At 52.3% G+C, this 15,191-nt stretch carries 16 protein-coding genes and 4 tRNA genes; 3 read left to right on the top strand and 17 right to left on the bottom strand.

The features are described from left to right. Positions 1-49: 49 nt before the first annotated feature. The 9 genes from rplJ to ACQ0MK_RS03340 all read right to left on the bottom strand — a co-directional run bounded on the left by rplJ (position 50) and on the right by ACQ0MK_RS03340 (position 4,543). Positions 50-568 carry a 50S ribosomal protein L10 gene (rplJ, locus tag ACQ0MK_RS03380; protein WP_350041669.1) on the bottom strand — a complete coding sequence of 173 codons (519 nt, stop codon included), beginning with the start codon at positions 566-568 and terminating at the stop codon, positions 50-52. Positions 569-848: 280 nt separating this feature from the next. Next, positions 849-1,547 carry a 50S ribosomal protein L1 gene (gene rplA, locus ACQ0MK_RS03375; protein ID WP_430474826.1) on the bottom strand — a complete coding sequence of 233 codons (699 nt, stop codon included), beginning with the start codon at positions 1,545-1,547 and terminating at the stop codon, positions 849-851. A 4-nt stretch (positions 1,548-1,551) separates the two neighbouring features. After that, entirely contained in the window at positions 1,552-1,980 is a 429-nt protein-coding gene (gene rplK, locus ACQ0MK_RS03370; RefSeq protein ID WP_350041667.1) for a 50S ribosomal protein L11, read from the bottom strand. 107 nt (positions 1,981-2,087) lie between these two features. Continuing rightward, complete coding sequence (nusG, locus tag ACQ0MK_RS03365) at positions 2,088-2,618, bottom strand: transcription termination/antitermination protein NusG (RefSeq protein WP_350059743.1); 531 nt, start codon at positions 2,616-2,618, stop codon at positions 2,088-2,090. A 4-nt stretch (positions 2,619-2,622) separates the two neighbouring features. After that, entirely contained in the window at positions 2,623-2,820 is a 198-nt protein-coding gene (gene secE, locus ACQ0MK_RS03360; RefSeq protein ID WP_044828413.1) for a preprotein translocase subunit SecE, read from the bottom strand. 51 nt (positions 2,821-2,871) lie between these two features. Beyond that, positions 2,872-2,947 (bottom strand) — tRNA-Trp (locus ACQ0MK_RS03355). Positions 2,948-3,079: 132 nt separating this feature from the next. Further along, the gene (tuf, locus tag ACQ0MK_RS03350; RefSeq protein ID WP_430474825.1) at positions 3,080-4,270 is read right to left on the bottom strand and encodes an elongation factor Tu; all 1,191 of its coding nucleotides are present in this window, start codon (positions 4,268-4,270) and stop codon (positions 3,080-3,082) included. A gap of 77 nt (positions 4,271-4,347) precedes the next feature. Further along, positions 4,348-4,421: transfer RNA gene (locus ACQ0MK_RS03345), tRNA-Gly, on the bottom strand. A 37-nt stretch (positions 4,422-4,458) separates the two neighbouring features. Next, a tRNA-Tyr gene (locus tag ACQ0MK_RS03340) sits at positions 4,459-4,543 on the bottom strand. Positions 4,544-4,738: 195 nt separating this feature from the next. Here ACQ0MK_RS03340 and rlmB point away from each other — a divergent pair. Together rlmB and ACQ0MK_RS03330 are read left to right on the top strand one after the other, a co-directional pair. Then, the gene (rlmB, locus tag ACQ0MK_RS03335; RefSeq protein WP_430474824.1) at positions 4,739-5,611 is read left to right on the top strand and encodes a 23S rRNA (guanosine(2251)-2'-O)-methyltransferase RlmB; all 873 of its coding nucleotides are present in this window, start codon (positions 4,739-4,741) and stop codon (positions 5,609-5,611) included. A 97-nt stretch (positions 5,612-5,708) separates the two neighbouring features. Beyond that, positions 5,709-5,785: transfer RNA gene (locus ACQ0MK_RS03330), tRNA-Thr, on the top strand. 90 nt (positions 5,786-5,875) lie between these two features. On the opposite strand, the gene ACQ0MK_RS03325 is transcribed toward ACQ0MK_RS03330, so the two are convergent. From ACQ0MK_RS03325 to ACQ0MK_RS03290, 8 genes are all read right to left on the bottom strand, one after another. Further along, complete coding sequence (locus ACQ0MK_RS03325; RefSeq protein WP_430474823.1) at positions 5,876-6,643, bottom strand: substrate-binding periplasmic protein; 768 nt, start codon at positions 6,641-6,643, stop codon at positions 5,876-5,878. Between the two features lie 208 nt (positions 6,644-6,851). Next, positions 6,852-7,736 carry an isocitrate lyase/PEP mutase family protein gene (locus ACQ0MK_RS03320; protein WP_430474822.1) on the bottom strand — a complete coding sequence of 295 codons (885 nt, stop codon included), beginning with the start codon at positions 7,734-7,736 and terminating at the stop codon, positions 6,852-6,854. A gap of 6 nt (positions 7,737-7,742) precedes the next feature. Further along, entirely contained in the window at positions 7,743-9,014 is a 1,272-nt protein-coding gene (locus ACQ0MK_RS03315) for a TRAP transporter large permease (protein ID WP_430474821.1), read from the bottom strand. After that, a complete protein-coding gene (locus ACQ0MK_RS03310; RefSeq protein WP_430474820.1) occupies positions 9,011-9,502 on the bottom strand; it encodes a TRAP transporter small permease in 492 nt (163 codons plus the stop codon). The genes ACQ0MK_RS03315 and ACQ0MK_RS03310 overlap by 4 nt, the downstream gene beginning before the upstream one ends. Positions 9,503-9,651: 149 nt before the next feature. After that, positions 9,652-10,641 carry a TRAP transporter substrate-binding protein DctP gene (gene dctP / locus ACQ0MK_RS03305; RefSeq protein ID WP_430474819.1) on the bottom strand — a complete coding sequence of 330 codons (990 nt, stop codon included), beginning with the start codon at positions 10,639-10,641 and terminating at the stop codon, positions 9,652-9,654. 302 nt (positions 10,642-10,943) lie between these two features. After that, complete coding sequence (locus ACQ0MK_RS03300; protein WP_430474818.1) at positions 10,944-11,489, bottom strand: GNAT family N-acetyltransferase; 546 nt, start codon at positions 11,487-11,489, stop codon at positions 10,944-10,946. A gap of 22 nt (positions 11,490-11,511) precedes the next feature. Continuing rightward, a complete protein-coding gene (locus ACQ0MK_RS03295; RefSeq protein WP_430474817.1) occupies positions 11,512-12,066 on the bottom strand; it encodes a helix-turn-helix domain-containing protein in 555 nt (184 codons plus the stop codon). A 140-nt stretch (positions 12,067-12,206) separates the two neighbouring features. Beyond that, complete coding sequence (locus ACQ0MK_RS03290) at positions 12,207-12,545, bottom strand: rhodanese-like domain-containing protein (RefSeq protein WP_350044106.1); 339 nt, start codon at positions 12,543-12,545, stop codon at positions 12,207-12,209. A 639-nt stretch (positions 12,546-13,184) separates the two neighbouring features. Here ACQ0MK_RS03290 and ACQ0MK_RS03285 point away from each other — a divergent pair. Next, the gene (locus ACQ0MK_RS03285; protein ID WP_430474816.1) at positions 13,185-15,131 is read left to right on the top strand and encodes a PrkA family serine protein kinase; all 1,947 of its coding nucleotides are present in this window, start codon (positions 13,185-13,187) and stop codon (positions 15,129-15,131) included. The last annotated feature ends 60 nt before the right edge of the window (positions 15,132-15,191 follow it).

Genomic DNA, 15,191 nt, shown 5'->3' with positions numbered 1-15,191 from the left:
AGTCTCCTAGGCTTGAACTTAGATATCAAAGATATCTGGATAATTTGGTTTACGCGGCTTCGCCTTTTTCGGCGTGTGCCTTCAGCACCTGGGCGATCTGAGCCGCCGGCTTGGAAGTCAGCGTAGCGATACGCTGTGCCGGGGTCTGGATCATACCAACCAGTTTCGCACGAAGTTCGTCCAGCGACGGCAGTTCTGCCAGAGCTTTAACGCCCTGTTCGTCCAGAATCTGTTCGCCAATGGCACCAGCAACAATAACGAGCTTGTCGTTGGTTTTTGCGAACTCGGAGGCTACTTTTGCGACCGATGCAGGATCAGCTGAATAGCCGATTGCAACCGGGCCGGTAAAGTAGTCTGCAAGACCAGCAAATTTAGTGCCTTCAAGAGCAAGTCGCGTAAGCCGGTTTTTGGTGACCTTGAAGCCCGCACCAGATTCACGCATCTGTGCACGAAGAGCGGTAATTTGTGCAACCGTCAGCCCTTTATACTGGGTAACGATTACGCCTTCCGCTGCTCCGAACACTTCGCGCATTTCTGCTACGAACTGTTGTTTTTCTTCGCGGTTCACTTTTAGTCTCCGACATTGCTTATTGCCCTGAACCCCATAAAGAGGTTCACAGACGCGACCAATCCTTTCGAACTGGTCTGTGACGCCCATCCGTTTGCCAGATGTCCAAGCCTTTTGTGAGCCCCATACGGGGAAAACCAAGAACCGGAACCTCTGCCTATGCAGGAAATTAAGAGCGATTAATCTCACTCACCTGCAGTCTGGGACAGACAGGTAGAGAGGGCATAAAACCCCCTCCGGTCCTGACCGATCCGAAGACCGGTCAGAATTCGAAAAATTCTTATTTCGACGCGATGTCAGCAATCGACAATTTGACGCCAGCACCCATGGTGGAGCTGATCGCCGCACGCTGAAGGTAGATACCTTTTGCGCCAGCCGGTTTTGCTTTTACGATCGCGCTGATGAATGCCTTGGCATTCTCGATGATCTGATCTTCGCTGAACGAAGCTTTGCCGATACCAGCATGTACGATACCGGTTTTTTCCGCACGGAACTGGACCTGGCCAGCTTTTGCGTCGGAAACTGCGGTAGCAACATCCATGGTTACGGTGCCGAGTTTCGGGTTCGGCATCAGGCCACGTGGGCCGAGAACCTTACCGAGACGACCGACAACAGCCATCATGTCCGGGGTTGCAATAACGCGATCATAGTTCAGATCGCCTTTCTGCATTGCTTCCATCAGGTCTTCTGCACCAACAGTGTCAGCACCAGCTTTAAGCGCTTCTTCTGCTTTGGCGTCTTTTGCGAAGACTGCAACGCGCATGGTTTTACCGGTACCATGCGGAAGAGAAACAACACCACGGACCATCTGGTCAGCGTGACGCGGATCAACACCAAGGTTCATTGCCATTTCGATGGTTTCATCGAATTTAGCTTTTGCACCTTCTTTGACGAGTTTGACAGCAGCTGTCAGCTCGTACTGGGTGTTACGGTCGATGCCCTCATAGGCCTGGGCAAGGCGTTTACCAGTCTTGGCCATCGTCTTACTCCACAACCTCGAGACCCATTGCACGGGCAGAGCCCTCGATCATTGCCATCGCGCCTTCAACGTCAAATGCGTTGAGATCAACCATTTTGGCTTCTGCGATTTCTTTGACCTGTGCTTTGGTAACTTTACCAACAAAACCTTTACCGGTGGTGCCGGAACCTTTTGCAATGCCTGCTGCCTTTTTCAGGAAGTAGGATGCTGGCGGGGTTTTGGTAACAAAGCTGAACGAACGGTCGGAATAAACGGTGATGACGACCGGAATCGGCATACCTGGTTCCATCTGCTGGGTAGCAGCGTTAAATGCTTTGCAGAATTCCATGATATTCACGCCGCGCTGACCAAGAGCCGGACCGACAGGCGGTGACGGATTGGCTTTGCCGGCGGGAATCTGCAGCTTAAGATAGCCGTCGATTTTTTTCGCCATTAGAGTACCTCTTACAGAAGCGCGCGGTCCGGTCATGGCTGACCTCCCGCGCTTTAAAGTCCGGCCTGCGTATAGCAGACCGGGACATCATTTTACAAGATCGTTTTTTAAAGCTTCTCGACCTGGGCGTATTCCAGCTCGACCGGCGTTGAACGACCGAAGATCGAAACAGACACCTTAAGGCGTGCTCGTTCTTCATCAACACCTTCGACAACACCGTTAAACGATGCAAACGGGCCGTCGGAAACGCGTACTTCCTCGCCAACCTCGAAAGCGATGGTCGGCTTCGGACGATCAACACCTTCCTGCACCTGATGCAGAATGTGCTGAGCTTCCTTTTCGGAAATCGGCATTGGCTTACCACGGCTACCGAGGAAATCGGTAACTTTGGCGGTATTTTTGACCAGATGCCAGCTTTCGTCAGTGAGATCCATCTTCAGCAGGACATAGCCCGGGAAAAACTTCCGCTCGGCATTGACCTTGGTGCCGCGACGCACCTCGACAGTTTCTTCCGTCGGAACCAGGACCTCTTCGATTTCGCCCTCAAGACCTTTCTTGATGGACTGCTCGCGGATCGACTGGGCGACCTTTTTCTCAAAACCGGAGTGAACGTGCAAAACGTACCAGCGATGCGCCATGACCTTAACCCCCAACACCAAAGACCAGCTTAACACCCCATGCGAGGAGCTGATCGACAACAAAGAAGAAAATCGACGCAAGAGCCACCATTACGAAGACCATAATGGTAGAAACAGTCGTTTCCTTACGGGACGGCCACGAGACTTTCTTTGCCTCGGTGCGGACCTGCTGTACGAATTGTGCTGGCGACGTTTTAGCCATTGTTGGGGTTACACCGCTTTCTAATACTTTGTTTCACAACCCGGAAAAAATTGGCAGGAGAGGAGGGACTCGAACCCCCGGCACTCGGTTTTGGAGACCGATGCTCTACCAACTGAGCTACACTCCTACAAGATCGACAGAAAGTTGAAAAGTTTATCTTCTTTCTGGCTCATCCCTGCCCGGGCGGCAGGGTGTGCGGGCGGGTTATAGCCGCCCGCACATCCAAGATCAAGCACTCAATCGTGCAAAATCTCAAAAATTACTCGAGGATCTTGGCAACAACGCCCGCGCCGACGGTACGACCGCCTTCACGGATTGCGAAACGCAGACCTTCGTCCATTGCGATCGGTGCAATGAGGGTTGCGGTCATCTGAACGTTGTCACCCGGCATAACCATTTCGGTGCCTTCTGGCAGCTCGATCGAACCGGTGACGTCAGTCGTACGGAAGTAGAACTGAGGACGGTAGTTCGAGAAGAACGGCGTATGACGGCCACCTTCATCCTTGGTCAGGATGTAGGCTTCTGCAGTGAACTTGGTGTGCGGCTTGATCGAACCAACATGGGCAAGAACCTGACCACGTTCAACGTCTTCACGCTTGGTACCACGCAGCAGCGCGCCAATGTTGTCGCCAGCTTCACCCTGATCGAGCAGCTTGCGGAACATTTCAACGCCGGTAACGATGGTTTTAACCGTGTCTTTAACGCCGACGATTTCAATCTCTTCGCCAACTTTAACAACGCCGGTTTCAACACGGCCGGTAACAACCGTACCACGACCCGAAATCGAGAACACGTCTTCGATCGGCATCAGGAACGGCTTGTCTTTCGGACGGTCCGGGGACGGGATGTAATCGTCAACAGCTTTCATCAGTTCGATGATTGCGTTTTTGCCGATTTCATCATCACGACCTTCAAGGGCTGCAAGTGCAGAACCTTTTACGATCGGAATATCGTCGCCCGGGAAGTCGTAAGAAGACAGAAGCTCACGGATTTCCATTTCGACGAGCTCAAGGAGCTCTTCGTCATCGACCTGGTCAACTTTGTTCATGAAGATGACAAGGGCTGGAACGCCAACCTGACGTGCAAGCAGGATGTGCTCGCGGGTCTGTGGCATCGGGCCGTCAGCTGCAGAAACAACGAGGATACCACCATCCATCTGGGCTGCACCGGTGATCATGTTTTTCACATAATCGGCGTGGCCCGGGCAATCTACGTGTGCGTAGTGACGGTTCTCGGTTTCATATTCGACGTGCGCGGTCGAGATCGTGATACCACGAGCTTTCTCTTCCGGTGCTTTGTCGATCATGCTGTAATCCTGGAACGATGCACCGCCGGCTTCTGCCAGAACTTTGGTGATCGCTGCGGTCAGCGTGGTTTTACCGTGGTCAACGTGGCCGATGGTGCCTACGTTCACGTGCGGTTTTGTACGCGCAAACTTTTCTTTAGCCATTGTACTCAGATCCTAATCCGAACCAAAAAAAACACGTAGAAACCCACCGCACGAGCCGACGGGTTACATAGTAAACTTGGAGCGGGTGAAGGGAATCGAACCCTCGTCGTAAGCTTGGAAGGCTTCTGCTCTACCATTGAGCTACACCCGCATATTTCTAGTGCGAGCTCTCGCGAGGGGCGAGAGAATGGTGGAGGGGGCAGGATTCGAACCTGCGTAGACTAAGTCGGCGGATTTACAGTCCGCTGCATTTGACCGCTCTGCCACCCCTCCATCAGGGTCGTAACGCCATCCGGGTTTGACCCCGGCCTCGTTGCGGCGAGGGAGGGAATACGGCGGAGGGCCATGTGTTGTCAACAGCAAAAAAAACACGAAATCGTATTTCCTTTCCTATATGTTCCCCAAGCTTTGCCGATCTCGCCAAGCAAAACGCATTCAGTTCCTTACGGCCCGGAGGTTTCCGCCATTATGTCGCGTCGCAATAACTCACGTTCAGGAAATCGTCATCAAGGTGACGTCGGGCAGGATAACCTCCCGCAAAACGATGAAAACCAAGAACGCAATTCGCGCCGTGGACGAAAGCGCGGCCGCGATGGTGGTTCTTCGGGTGGAAATTCACGCCTGATTCTCTTTGGGCGTCACCCGGTTATCATGGCAATTGCCAACCCGCAGCGCACGATTCATAAAATCTGGGCGACAGAAAACGTCCGGGACGAAATCAATGCCGCCCTGGCGGATGCTGAACGCACCGACATTGCTGTTGATACCGCCGGGCGTACCGACCTTGACGAAATGCTGCCACCGGGCACTGTGCATCAAGGTATGGCGATGCATTGCGCGCCCCTGCCCCAGCTTTCCGTCGAAGAATTGATCGCCGATCATAAGGATTCGGAACAATGCACCGTGCTTGTTCTTGATCAGGTCACCGACCCGCACAATGTTGGCGCAATCCTGCGCAGTGCCGCCGCATTTGGCGCATCTGCCGTGATTGTTCCGGATCGTCATGCCCCGCTTGAAACCGGTGTGTTGGCAAAATCGGCCAGCGGTGCGCTTGAAACCGTGCCCTATATCCATGCCGGCAACTTAAACCAGACGCTGGACAAGCTTAAAAATGCCCATTTCTGGTTGGCGGGCATGGATGGCTATGCCGAACAGACCATGGCCGAAGCCAAACTGCATGGCCGCGTCGGGATTGTGATGGGATCCGAGGGCGAAGGCCTGCGTCGTTTGACCCGCGAATCTTGTGATTTTCTGGTCAAGTTGCCGATGTCTGACCGCATCGAAAGCCTTAATGTCTCTAACGCGGCGGCCGTTGCGCTTTACGAGCTTTACCGCAAGTAAGAATGGTGCGAATCTAGGGGGAAATCAGAGATGCAAAATTCTGTGATTCACCCCCTTGCATTCAGGAACAGTCTGGACTAAGTTTCGCGCCGCCTGAGCCGGCATAGCTTTAACTGGTAGAGCAGCGGATTTGTAATTCGAAGGTTGGGAGTTCGAGTCTCTCTGCCGGCACCATTAAAAAGAAAACCCCGCATGCCTTTTGGCTGCGGGGTTTTCTTTTGCCCGAATGGGCATTCTGGCACACCGTCGCGGATTACATCGGATCTAATGGAATGTCATTCCGGGTGGCAAGTTATTGCCAAATACTTTGCGATAAGCATCTTCGACCGTGTTGTCAGAAACCATCTCTTGCAGCACCTGATCAAGTTGTCCCACCAGCGCTTCGTTGCCAGGACCAAAGGTGGTGAATTGCGGCTCGGACGATAGGATCGGCAACAATATCTTGAGCGGCAGTTTTTCCTGGTTGATCACCGTTATCGCCCAAGGAACATCAACGATCGTAAAATCGATCCGCTTTAAAGCAAGCTTCCGGAGATTGAATATTGCATCGGGGGCAAACTGCACATCAAGCGTATCGTAGACCCCTGCCAGCAGGTCTGAATAGGAATAGCTTTTAACAAGCCCCACACTGTTTCCAGAAAAATCCTCCAGCCTGTCAAATGTCTCAGCAGGCCAATCTTGATGGACAACCACACCAAGATCCCAACTCAACAATGAGACATCCGTTGCAATCCCGTCATGACTTAAAGACTCTGCAAGAATGGCGTCATACTGCCCTTCTTGCATCGATTTTCGGCATCGTTGATAGGGTACGGAATGAAAGACCACCGTTCGATCAATCCTCGCCAATGCTTCTTCCATCAATGAAATTTGTATTCCTTGGGCTACCCCGTCGCGAGTGTAGGCAAATGGCGCCCATTCCTCAAAGCAAATCGTGACAACTTCGTCGGCGCGTGCGCCAACTTCCATCATTACAGAAAAGATAAACCCAAGCCCAAAGGCGAATTGTCGTATCAATGCTCGTTTTTCCAAACCCACTCTATGCCAAACGCGACCCCGGCAGACATGCCCGCGCACAAGCATCTGCCCTACCTAATATGGGATATGTTTGACAAATGTCATGATGACAAACCATCAAGCTTTATGACTACCTCATTGTATGTATTCCCATCACGAACAATAAAGCCCCGCAAGGCCATGAACCTGCGGGGCTTTACATCAAATCTCCTGACCGGCGTTTTTAACCATCCCGACGCGAAGACGCATAGCGCTCAGACGTTTCGTAATAATCATCAAAGCCAATCCGCTGACGCAAATCAGGCCACGTCATCAGCTTATCATCGCGCGGAACACCCGCCTTCATAGTCTGCAAAGTCTCAACCATCGCCTTCATTGCCGCTGCCATGAGCGACAATGGATAGGCCGCAATCTGATAGCCGATTTCTTTCAGCTCATCTGGTGACAAATCGGGGGTTTCCCCACCTTCGACAATATTGGCCATCTTGGGTCCCGATAGTTCGGAACAGACTGTGCGCATTTCATCGACGGTTTTAGGTGCTTCGACAAACAAGATATCGGCGCCCAACTCCTTGAACTTTGCCGCACGGTCAATCGCCTCAGCCAACCCATGCTGATGACGGGCATCGGTGCGCGCCAGGATCAGGATATCGGCCCCGGATTCGCGGGCATCAACGGCAGCACGGATGCGATCAAACGCCTCGTCGCGGCCGACAACTTCCTTGCCCTTGGTATGGCCGCAGCGTTTCGGGGCAAGCTGATCTTCGATCATGACCGCCGCACAGCCCGCCTTGGCAAAGCCGGTCACAGTCCGCCTGACATTCATCGCATTGCCATAACCGGTATCGCCATCGCCAATCAGGGGGATGGAAATCGCATCGGTAATGTTGCGCGCCTGATCAAGGACTTCGCCATAAGACATCAAGCCAAGATCAGGGGCACCAATCCGGGCGGCAGATGTTGCGAATCCCGACATAAAGGTCAGGCCGAATCCTTCCTGTTCAATCAGCTTGGCCGAAAGGGCGTCAAAACAACACGGCATGGTGATCAGATCACCGGTGGCAAGAAGGGCGCGGAGCATATCCGCAGGTGTTTGGTTATGTGTCATCAATCATCACATTTTGAACGGAATATAAAGGGCGAGGTCATGCCAGAGATACAAAAGTGCTGCACAGGCAAACATCAGGATCAGGAACGGCGCGACACCACTTGCCACCTCGCCCAGCCGGGCCTTGGCGACAGACTGGATCACATACAGGTTCAATCCAACCGGCGGCGTGATCAAAGCACATTCCACCATGATCACCATATAAACCCCGAACCAGATCGGATCAAAACCAAGCACCAAGGCAGCCGGCAACAGAACCGGCGTCATGATCAGCACCATTGATAAGGCCTCAAACACAAGCCCCATCACCAACAGAACCGCTGTGACAATCAGGATAAAGCCAAGTTCGGTATCAATCCCTTGGGTGATCATCACCGAAATATCCTGCGGGATTCGATATAACGTGATCGCCTTGCCGAAAATCTTTGCCCCGGCAATGATCAGAAGGATTGCAACCGTGGTTGCCATACTGTCAAACACGGCCTTTTTAAACGCATCCCACGTCAGAACCCGCATGATCGGTCCGGTAATGATCAAGGATGCCGCAAAGCCGATTGCCGCGGCCTCGGTCGGGGTAAAGGCCCCTGAATAAATCCCCGAAATAATCAAAACCGCCAAAACCACCGCCGGAAGCGCGCGCAATGTCGCACGGCGTCGCTCGGTCCAGCCTTGTTTGGCTTCGCGTTCCTGACCGCCAAAGCGGGCATAGATCATTGAGAACACGATAAAGAACAACAGCAACGCAATCCCCGGCCCGATCCCGGCCAGAAACAGCGAAATCACCGATTCTTCGGTGACAAAGCCATAAATGATCATGGGGATGGAAGGCGGGATCAAAATACCAAGCGTTCCGCCTGCGGCCAAAAGGCCATAAACAAACTTCTTGTTATAGCCCCGGTTAATCATTTCCGGGATGGCAACCGTGCCAATGGTTGCCGCCGTTGCAACAGACGATCCTGAAATCGCGGCAAACACACCACACGATAAAATCGTCGCAACCGCCAAACCACCGGGCCAATGTCCAACCCATGCACTGACCGCAGCAAACAGATCATTGCCCACACCCGCACGCAGCAAAATATTGGACATCAACAAAAACAGCGGTACGGCCAAAAGGATAAAGCCATCCAGTGTCGATAAAACCGCCTGTGGTGCCATCAGAGGGGAAAACCCGCCCAACACCAACATGGCAAGGCCAAGACCGCCCAGCGCAAAGGCAACAGGTACCCGCATCAACAAAAGGCCAAACATCGCCCCAAGGGTCAGAATAATCGTCATTCGTGTACCCCTTTGGGAATGTCTTTGCCACGCAAAAGACCAATAATTTCAATCAATGCCTGAATGGATAAAAGCGCAAATCCCACCGCGATGGGCAATTCGGCAACCCATGCCGGAAGATCCAGCATCGTGCCGCTGGTCCGTCCGCGTTCAAAACTTTCAAAGAAAATCTCCCAGCCCTTAAAAGTCACCATCACCGAAAAGGCCAGCACGCAAACCATGGCAACAATCTCCGCACCGCGCTGGACCGCAGGGGCCAGCAACCGGGTCACCGCATCAACCGAAATGTGGCGACGTGCGGCCAATGCCCAAGGCATGCCCAGCAGCGATCCCCAAATCAGGCAAAGCTGCGATAGTTCCGCCGCCCAGATTGTAGGACGCACAAAGAAATACCGCGCCAGAACTTCGTAGGTCAGCATGCAGCCCGCCAGTACAAACAAAACGGCTGCGACCCACGCCAAAAGCAGCATCAATCGATCAAACATCATTTAAATAATGCTGCCTTGGCGTTGCGATACGAACCGCAATCGTCAAACAGCCATCTCCTTGATCAATAAGGGGCAAGAAAATATCAGGTGAAATGAAGAAAAGCAGTCAACTGGTCACCACCGCATGCGATGGCAACCGGTTGGCGTTATTAGAATTTCTGAGCTGCCTCGAATACCTGCTTGCCAAGATCGCCAGCATCTTCAAGGAAGGCATCATAGACCGGCTGGGAAACAGCACGCCATTTGGCGAATTCTTCCTCGGTTGGTTGATACACATTCATGCCAGCTTCTTCTGCTGCGGCATAAGCAGCGGCTTCGATATCGCTCATGCGGTCACGCACATCGGCTTCCGCAAACAGGGCGGCATTGTTGATGATTTCGCGCTGCGCATCGGTAAGGCCATTCCAGAAGTCGGTATTGACCACGACAATGAACTCGATATCGGCGTGGTTGGTCACGGTGATATTATCCATGACTTCCCAAAGCTGACGGGATTTAACCCCCGATACACCGGTCATGCCGATATCGACCGTGCCACGCTGATAAGCAATATATTGTTCCGAACCAGAAACAAGGGTCGGCGCACCGCCCGCAGCAACGGTAAAGTCACCAAGGGTTTTGCCAAAGACACGGACTTTTTTGCCTGCCATGTCTTCTGGACCATGAAGCGGTGCGTCTTTCGACAGCATGATCGCCCCACCATAGGCCTGCCACCACAAAACGGTCGCACCGGTTTCGGCAATTGCCGCATCAAGCGGGCCACGTACCGGCGATCCTTTGGCAACGGCCTTGCGGACCTTTTCCTCGGAATCAAATACAAACGGCTGATAGAAAATATCAACTGCCGGAACATCACCAACATAACGGGTCAGCGACGCAACACCCATTTCGATGGAACCGGAGCCGACGGCTGCCGGGACTTCCTTGTCCTTGTAAAGCTGGGCTGAATCATAAATCTGAACTTCAATATCACCGTTCGATTTTTCCTCGACCTCTTGCTTGAACATCAACAAGTTCTGGCCAAGGTGACTTTTCAACGGCAACTGCAACGAAATGCGCAGGGTGAGGTCGGCTGCATTCACAGCACCGGAAAATCCGACTGCCGCCACCAAGGCTGCGGCAAGGGCAAGTTTCTTCATGATGAACGTCCTCCGAGAACTTTTATTTTAATTGCTTCTGCAAGTTCGCAAGGATGCGCCTAATTTCAAATGCGGTTCAACATGTTTCGACCTGTGTAATACCTCTATCCAAAAACCCTTAGTGCGCCGCACAAGTCATTGAACAGTTACGGAAGAAACGACTTTCGCGCACTACACGCTTCTTATTACGGCGACGCAGTATTTCAATTTGTGATTGCCGGGCCTCTGATTCCCATGATTGTGGCATGCCAAAACAATCATTCTAGATACCGGTGCCGAGAATCGCCCTCAAAACCAATCACCTAAACACTCAGATGTTTAAACATCACCGTGGTGGCGCTTAGCTTTTCGGAAAACGGATCGCGGGCATATTCCGGGATCACGCCGGCACGCACGAACCCAAGCGATGCATAAAGCGTTTCGGCACTGTCCCCGGTACGGGTATCAAGGGTCAGCAAACTGCGTCCCAATTCCCGTGCCCGGTCTTCTGCCGCCATCATAAGGATCCGGGCAATCCCGCGCCGACGGCAATCGGGGCGGACCATCAATTTGCTGATATCGCCCCGGTGGCGCTGATTGGGCATGGTGTCATAATCAAGCTGGACCGTGCCAACCACCCGGTCATCGTCAAGGGCGACAAACAAGCTGCGTTTGCCCCCACGCAGGGCAGGAACAATCCGGTCGCGCCAAAACGCAACCGCTTCTTCCATCACAAACGGTTCGATAAAGCCTATACTGGCCCCGTCATGAACGCAGGCATGCAGCATCTCGCCAAACTGCTCGATCCTGTAGGTCAAACCATCTGCATCAAGGCTGATGATCTTTGGGGCATTGGAGGTCACGGTCATAATCGCCTCGATTTCCTTCGCATTACGCGACGATAAACAAATGATAGCGGGCACCGGCATGTTTCGGGGTTTGAAACACACTCGCCCCGCGCAACTGATAGCGCAGGCAATCCCCGGCATTCAGTTTGTGGGATTGCCCATCGATCTCCATGAAAAGTTCGCCTTCCAACATCACCAGATGATGTTCCATCCCGTCACGCGGCGTTCCGGCATATTCAATCCGTTTCCCCGGATCGATGTCCACTTCAATAACCTCGCCAGACAGGTTCTTTGATGTTGGCGATACCAGTCGACGCCGATACCCGGTTTCTGGATCGGTCCAGATTTCCTGTGCTGCACGGGTCACCAAGGGCGCAAAATCATCTTCGACCATCTGCATCAGGCGCGACAAGGTAACGCCAAACGCGACACATAATTTGCCCAGCACGCTGGCCGTCGGGCTGACATCGCCATTCTCGATGCGTGACAGGCTTGCCCGGCTGACCGAACTGCGCTTTGCCAATTCATCAAGTGACCATCCGCGTTCTGCCCTTAAGCTTGATAAACGTGTGGCAAGCCGTGTTTCGATCTCGTCCATATCCTCACCTCGAATCTCAATAACGGGATATTTTTCCATTTTCGGGAATTCGTCAAGATAGAAAAACCGGCCAAGCGGCCGGTTGTGTCGATCGTTTCTTCACATCCGTCTTATTCAAACGTCATGGATGGGCCTGTGCCCTATTTCCCGTCTTCAAGATCAAATCCGGCACGGGTCCAGCTTTGAATACCGCCCTTAAGATTGGACACCGCGCAATCAACATGGGGCAAGATGGCATTGGCCGCGCCAAAAGATCGCTGACCAACGGCACAGACAAACACCAGATCGGTTTCGGTTTCATCCGTAAGATCAACCAAGGCCGGGATATCGAAATTCGAGGTCGGGATATTGATCGCGGTTTCAATGTGACCGGCAGCGAATTCTTCTGGTTCGCGCACATCAATCACAGTGACATTTTCCTGCCCGATCAAAAGATCAAGTTCATGGGGTTCGACAAACTTTACGGTACCGTCGGTCATTTGGGTCGATATCCATCATATGTTTGGAATGGTCGCTCGATGGTGCTTGATCGCATCCAGATATCGCTCAGTGATAATGGGCACTTTGCCTATTGTGCAAATGCAAAATATTTTTGGGCATCTTTCGGACAATAAAACGCGCCCCCAAACGCCCGGATATCGTTGCCTGCCCCGCGGTTTCACGCCTCACCAAGACGTGACCACATTGATGGAAATTCCGTCAATAATCGTCACACGTTACCTTGCGGAACCTATTGGGGATTCCCAAGTCAAATAGAGAAGATATTTTACAGTGACCAAAACCGCGATCCCGTATCAGGGGGTTACCAAAACGGTTTTCAAGTAGACACCAAAGGGCCCTTTAACATCGGCCAAATATCAAGACCAGAATCAGAGAATACCGAACTGAAGCATGAAAATATAAGCAACCTCAAACTCTTGGCAAATTCTGCCGCTTATTAATCAGACGCTAAACAGAACTCTTTAAAATATTGACAGTCCGGCAATTGCATCTAAACGACTTTTGCCGACGTAAGCAGAACAAGGCGGCCATTCGCAGGCCTGCTGCAACGCAAAACAGGCAAGACAGGAAACGTAAGTTTGACACGCATGAGATAACGTTTGAAAGGAGACCGCGCCATGCCTGAAGACAAGGATATCTTCGAGCTGTATGCGGAAGGCTATGACGGCAAACAAGAAACCGAACTGACCATCCGCGATTACCTAAATCTATGTCGCGAAAACCCAACGGCCTATGCTTCTGCTGCTGAACGCATGATTTCGGCAATTGGCGAACCTGAACTGATCGACACATCGACAGATTCTCGCCTTGGCCGCATATTCCTGAACCGAACCATCAAACGTTACCCTGCCTTTGCAGACTTCTATGGCATGGAAGAAACCGTCGAACGCATCGTCGGGTTCTTTAAATATGCCGCTCAGGGGCTGGAAGAACGCAAACAGGTTCTTTATCTGCTCGGCCCGGTTGGCGGGGGTAAAAGTTCGCTTGCCGAACGGCTCAAAGAGCTGATGGAGCACGAACCGATTTACGTCCTCAAGGCTGGCGATGACATCAGCCCGGTTTTCGAAAGCCCGCTTGGCCTGTTTAACCCGGCCAAAATGGGCGATGCAATCGAAGACAAATACGGTATTCCCAAACGCCGCCTGACCGGCCTTATGTCGCCATGGGCGGTCAAACGCCTTGATGAATTTGACGGTGATCTGACGAAATTCTCGGTCGTTAAACTGATCCCGTCGCGTCTGCGTCAAATCGGCATCGCCAAAACCGAACCCGGCGATGAAAACAATCAGGATATCTCATCGCTTGTCGGTAAGGTCGATATCCGCAAACTTGAATATTTCAGTCAGAACGACCCGGATGCCTACAGCTATTCCGGTGGCCTGAACCGCGCCAATCAGGGCTTGCTTGAATTTGTCGAAATGTTCAAAGCCCCGATCAAGATGCTCCATCCCTTGCTGACCGCCACACAGGAAAGCAACTATATCGGCACGGAAAATCTCGGCTCCATTCCGTTTCAGGGCCTGATCCTTGCCCATTCAAACGAAGCCGAATGGCAGACATTCAAGGCCAATAAAAACAACGAAGCCTTCATTGACCGCATCAGCGTGATCAAGGTGCCTTATTGCCTGCGCGTCAGCGAAGAAACCATGATCTATGACAAGCTTCTGCAAGGATCAGAACTTGAACAAGGGGCCTGTGCGCCCGGAACGCTTAAGATGCTTGCGCAATTCTCGGTTCTGTCGCGTTTGCAGGAACATGAAAATTCCAACCTCTATTCCAAGATGCGCGTTTATGATGGCGAAACCTTAAAGGACGTCGATCCCAAAGCAAAATCGATGCAGGAATACCGCGACACCGCCGGTGTTGACGAAGGGATGGACGGCATTTCCACCCGCTTTGCTTTCAAGGTTCTCTCGGAAACCTTCAACCATGACACCAACGAAGTCGCCGCAGACCCGGTTCATCTGATGTATGTCCTTGAACAGGCGATCCGGCGCGAACAATACCCCGAAGAGCGCGAAAAGGACTATATGGACTTCATCAAGTCCGAACTGGCACCGCGTTATGCCGAATTTATCGGGGCTGAAATCCAGAAAGCCTATCTCGAAAGCTATTCCGATTACGGCCAGAACCTGTTTGATCGTTATGTATCCTATGCCGATGCATGGATCGAAGATCAGGACTTCAAAGACCCCGATACCGGACAGCTTCTGGATCGCAAGATCATTGATCAGGAACTGTCTAAAATCGAAAAACCGGCTGGCATTGCCAATCCGAAAGACTTCCGCAACGAAGTGGTTAAATTCGCCCTGCGCGCACGCGCGAATAACAAGGGCAAAAACCCGTCATGGACGTCTTACGAGAAGCTCCGTGAAGTTATTGAAAAACGGATGTTCAGTCAGGTCGAAGACCTGCTGCCGGTGATTTCTTTCGGATCGAAAAAAGACAGCGAAACCGAAAAGAAACACAACGAATTCGTCAAACGCATGATCGACCGGACCTATACCGAACGTCAAACCCGCCGTCTGGTCGAATGGTATATGCGCGTGAACAAGGCCGGTTAAGCCAAATCCTGGGCTACCGGCTCACCGGGCGGTTTCTCCCCTTGTGTCCGCCCGGTGTCT

The organism is Thalassospira lucentensis (assembly GCF_050516545.1).
Taxonomy (GTDB): domain Bacteria; phylum Pseudomonadota; class Alphaproteobacteria; order Rhodospirillales; family Thalassospiraceae; genus Thalassospira; species Thalassospira lucentensis_C.
Note: the sequence above shows the minus strand (reverse complement) of the source record. Positions and strands in the feature narration are given on the sequence as shown.

Excerpts from the sequence above, each read along its gene's own strand:
- rplA (WP_430474826.1), bottom strand. The coding sequence starts at position 1,547 with ATGGCCAAGACTGGTAAACGCCTTGCCCAGGCCTATGAGGGCATCGAC.
- rplK (WP_350041667.1), bottom strand. The coding sequence starts at position 1,980 with ATGGCGAAAAAAATCGACGGCTATCTTAAGCTGCAGATTCCCGCCGGC.
- nusG (WP_350059743.1), bottom strand. The coding sequence starts at position 2,618 with ATGGCGCATCGCTGGTACGTTTTGCACGTTCACTCCGGTTTTGAGAAA.
- secE (WP_044828413.1), bottom strand. The coding sequence starts at position 2,820 with ATGGCTAAAACGTCGCCAGCACAATTCGTACAGCAGGTCCGCACCGAG.
- tuf (WP_430474825.1), bottom strand. The coding sequence starts at position 4,270 with ATGGCTAAAGAAAAGTTTGCGCGTACAAAACCGCACGTGAACGTAGGC.
- rlmB (WP_430474824.1), top strand. The coding sequence starts at position 4,739 with ATGTCGCGTCGCAATAACTCACGTTCAGGAAATCGTCATCAAGGTGAC.
- ACQ0MK_RS03320 (WP_430474822.1), bottom strand. The coding sequence starts at position 7,736 with ATGACACATAACCAAACACCTGCGGATATGCTCCGCGCCCTTCTTGCC.
- ACQ0MK_RS03315 (WP_430474821.1), bottom strand. The coding sequence starts at position 9,014 with ATGACGATTATTCTGACCCTTGGGGCGATGTTTGGCCTTTTGTTGATG.
- ACQ0MK_RS03310 (WP_430474820.1), bottom strand. The coding sequence starts at position 9,502 with ATGATGTTTGATCGATTGATGCTGCTTTTGGCGTGGGTCGCAGCCGTT.
- dctP (WP_430474819.1), bottom strand. The coding sequence starts at position 10,641 with ATGAAGAAACTTGCCCTTGCCGCAGCCTTGGTGGCGGCAGTCGGATTT.
- ACQ0MK_RS03300 (WP_430474818.1), bottom strand. The coding sequence starts at position 11,489 with ATGACCGTGACCTCCAATGCCCCAAAGATCATCAGCCTTGATGCAGAT.
- ACQ0MK_RS03295 (WP_430474817.1), bottom strand. The coding sequence starts at position 12,066 with ATGGACGAGATCGAAACACGGCTTGCCACACGTTTATCAAGCTTAAGG.
- ACQ0MK_RS03290 (WP_350044106.1), bottom strand. The coding sequence starts at position 12,545 with ATGACCGACGGTACCGTAAAGTTTGTCGAACCCCATGAACTTGATCTT.
- ACQ0MK_RS03285 (WP_430474816.1), top strand. The coding sequence starts at position 13,185 with ATGCCTGAAGACAAGGATATCTTCGAGCTGTATGCGGAAGGCTATGAC.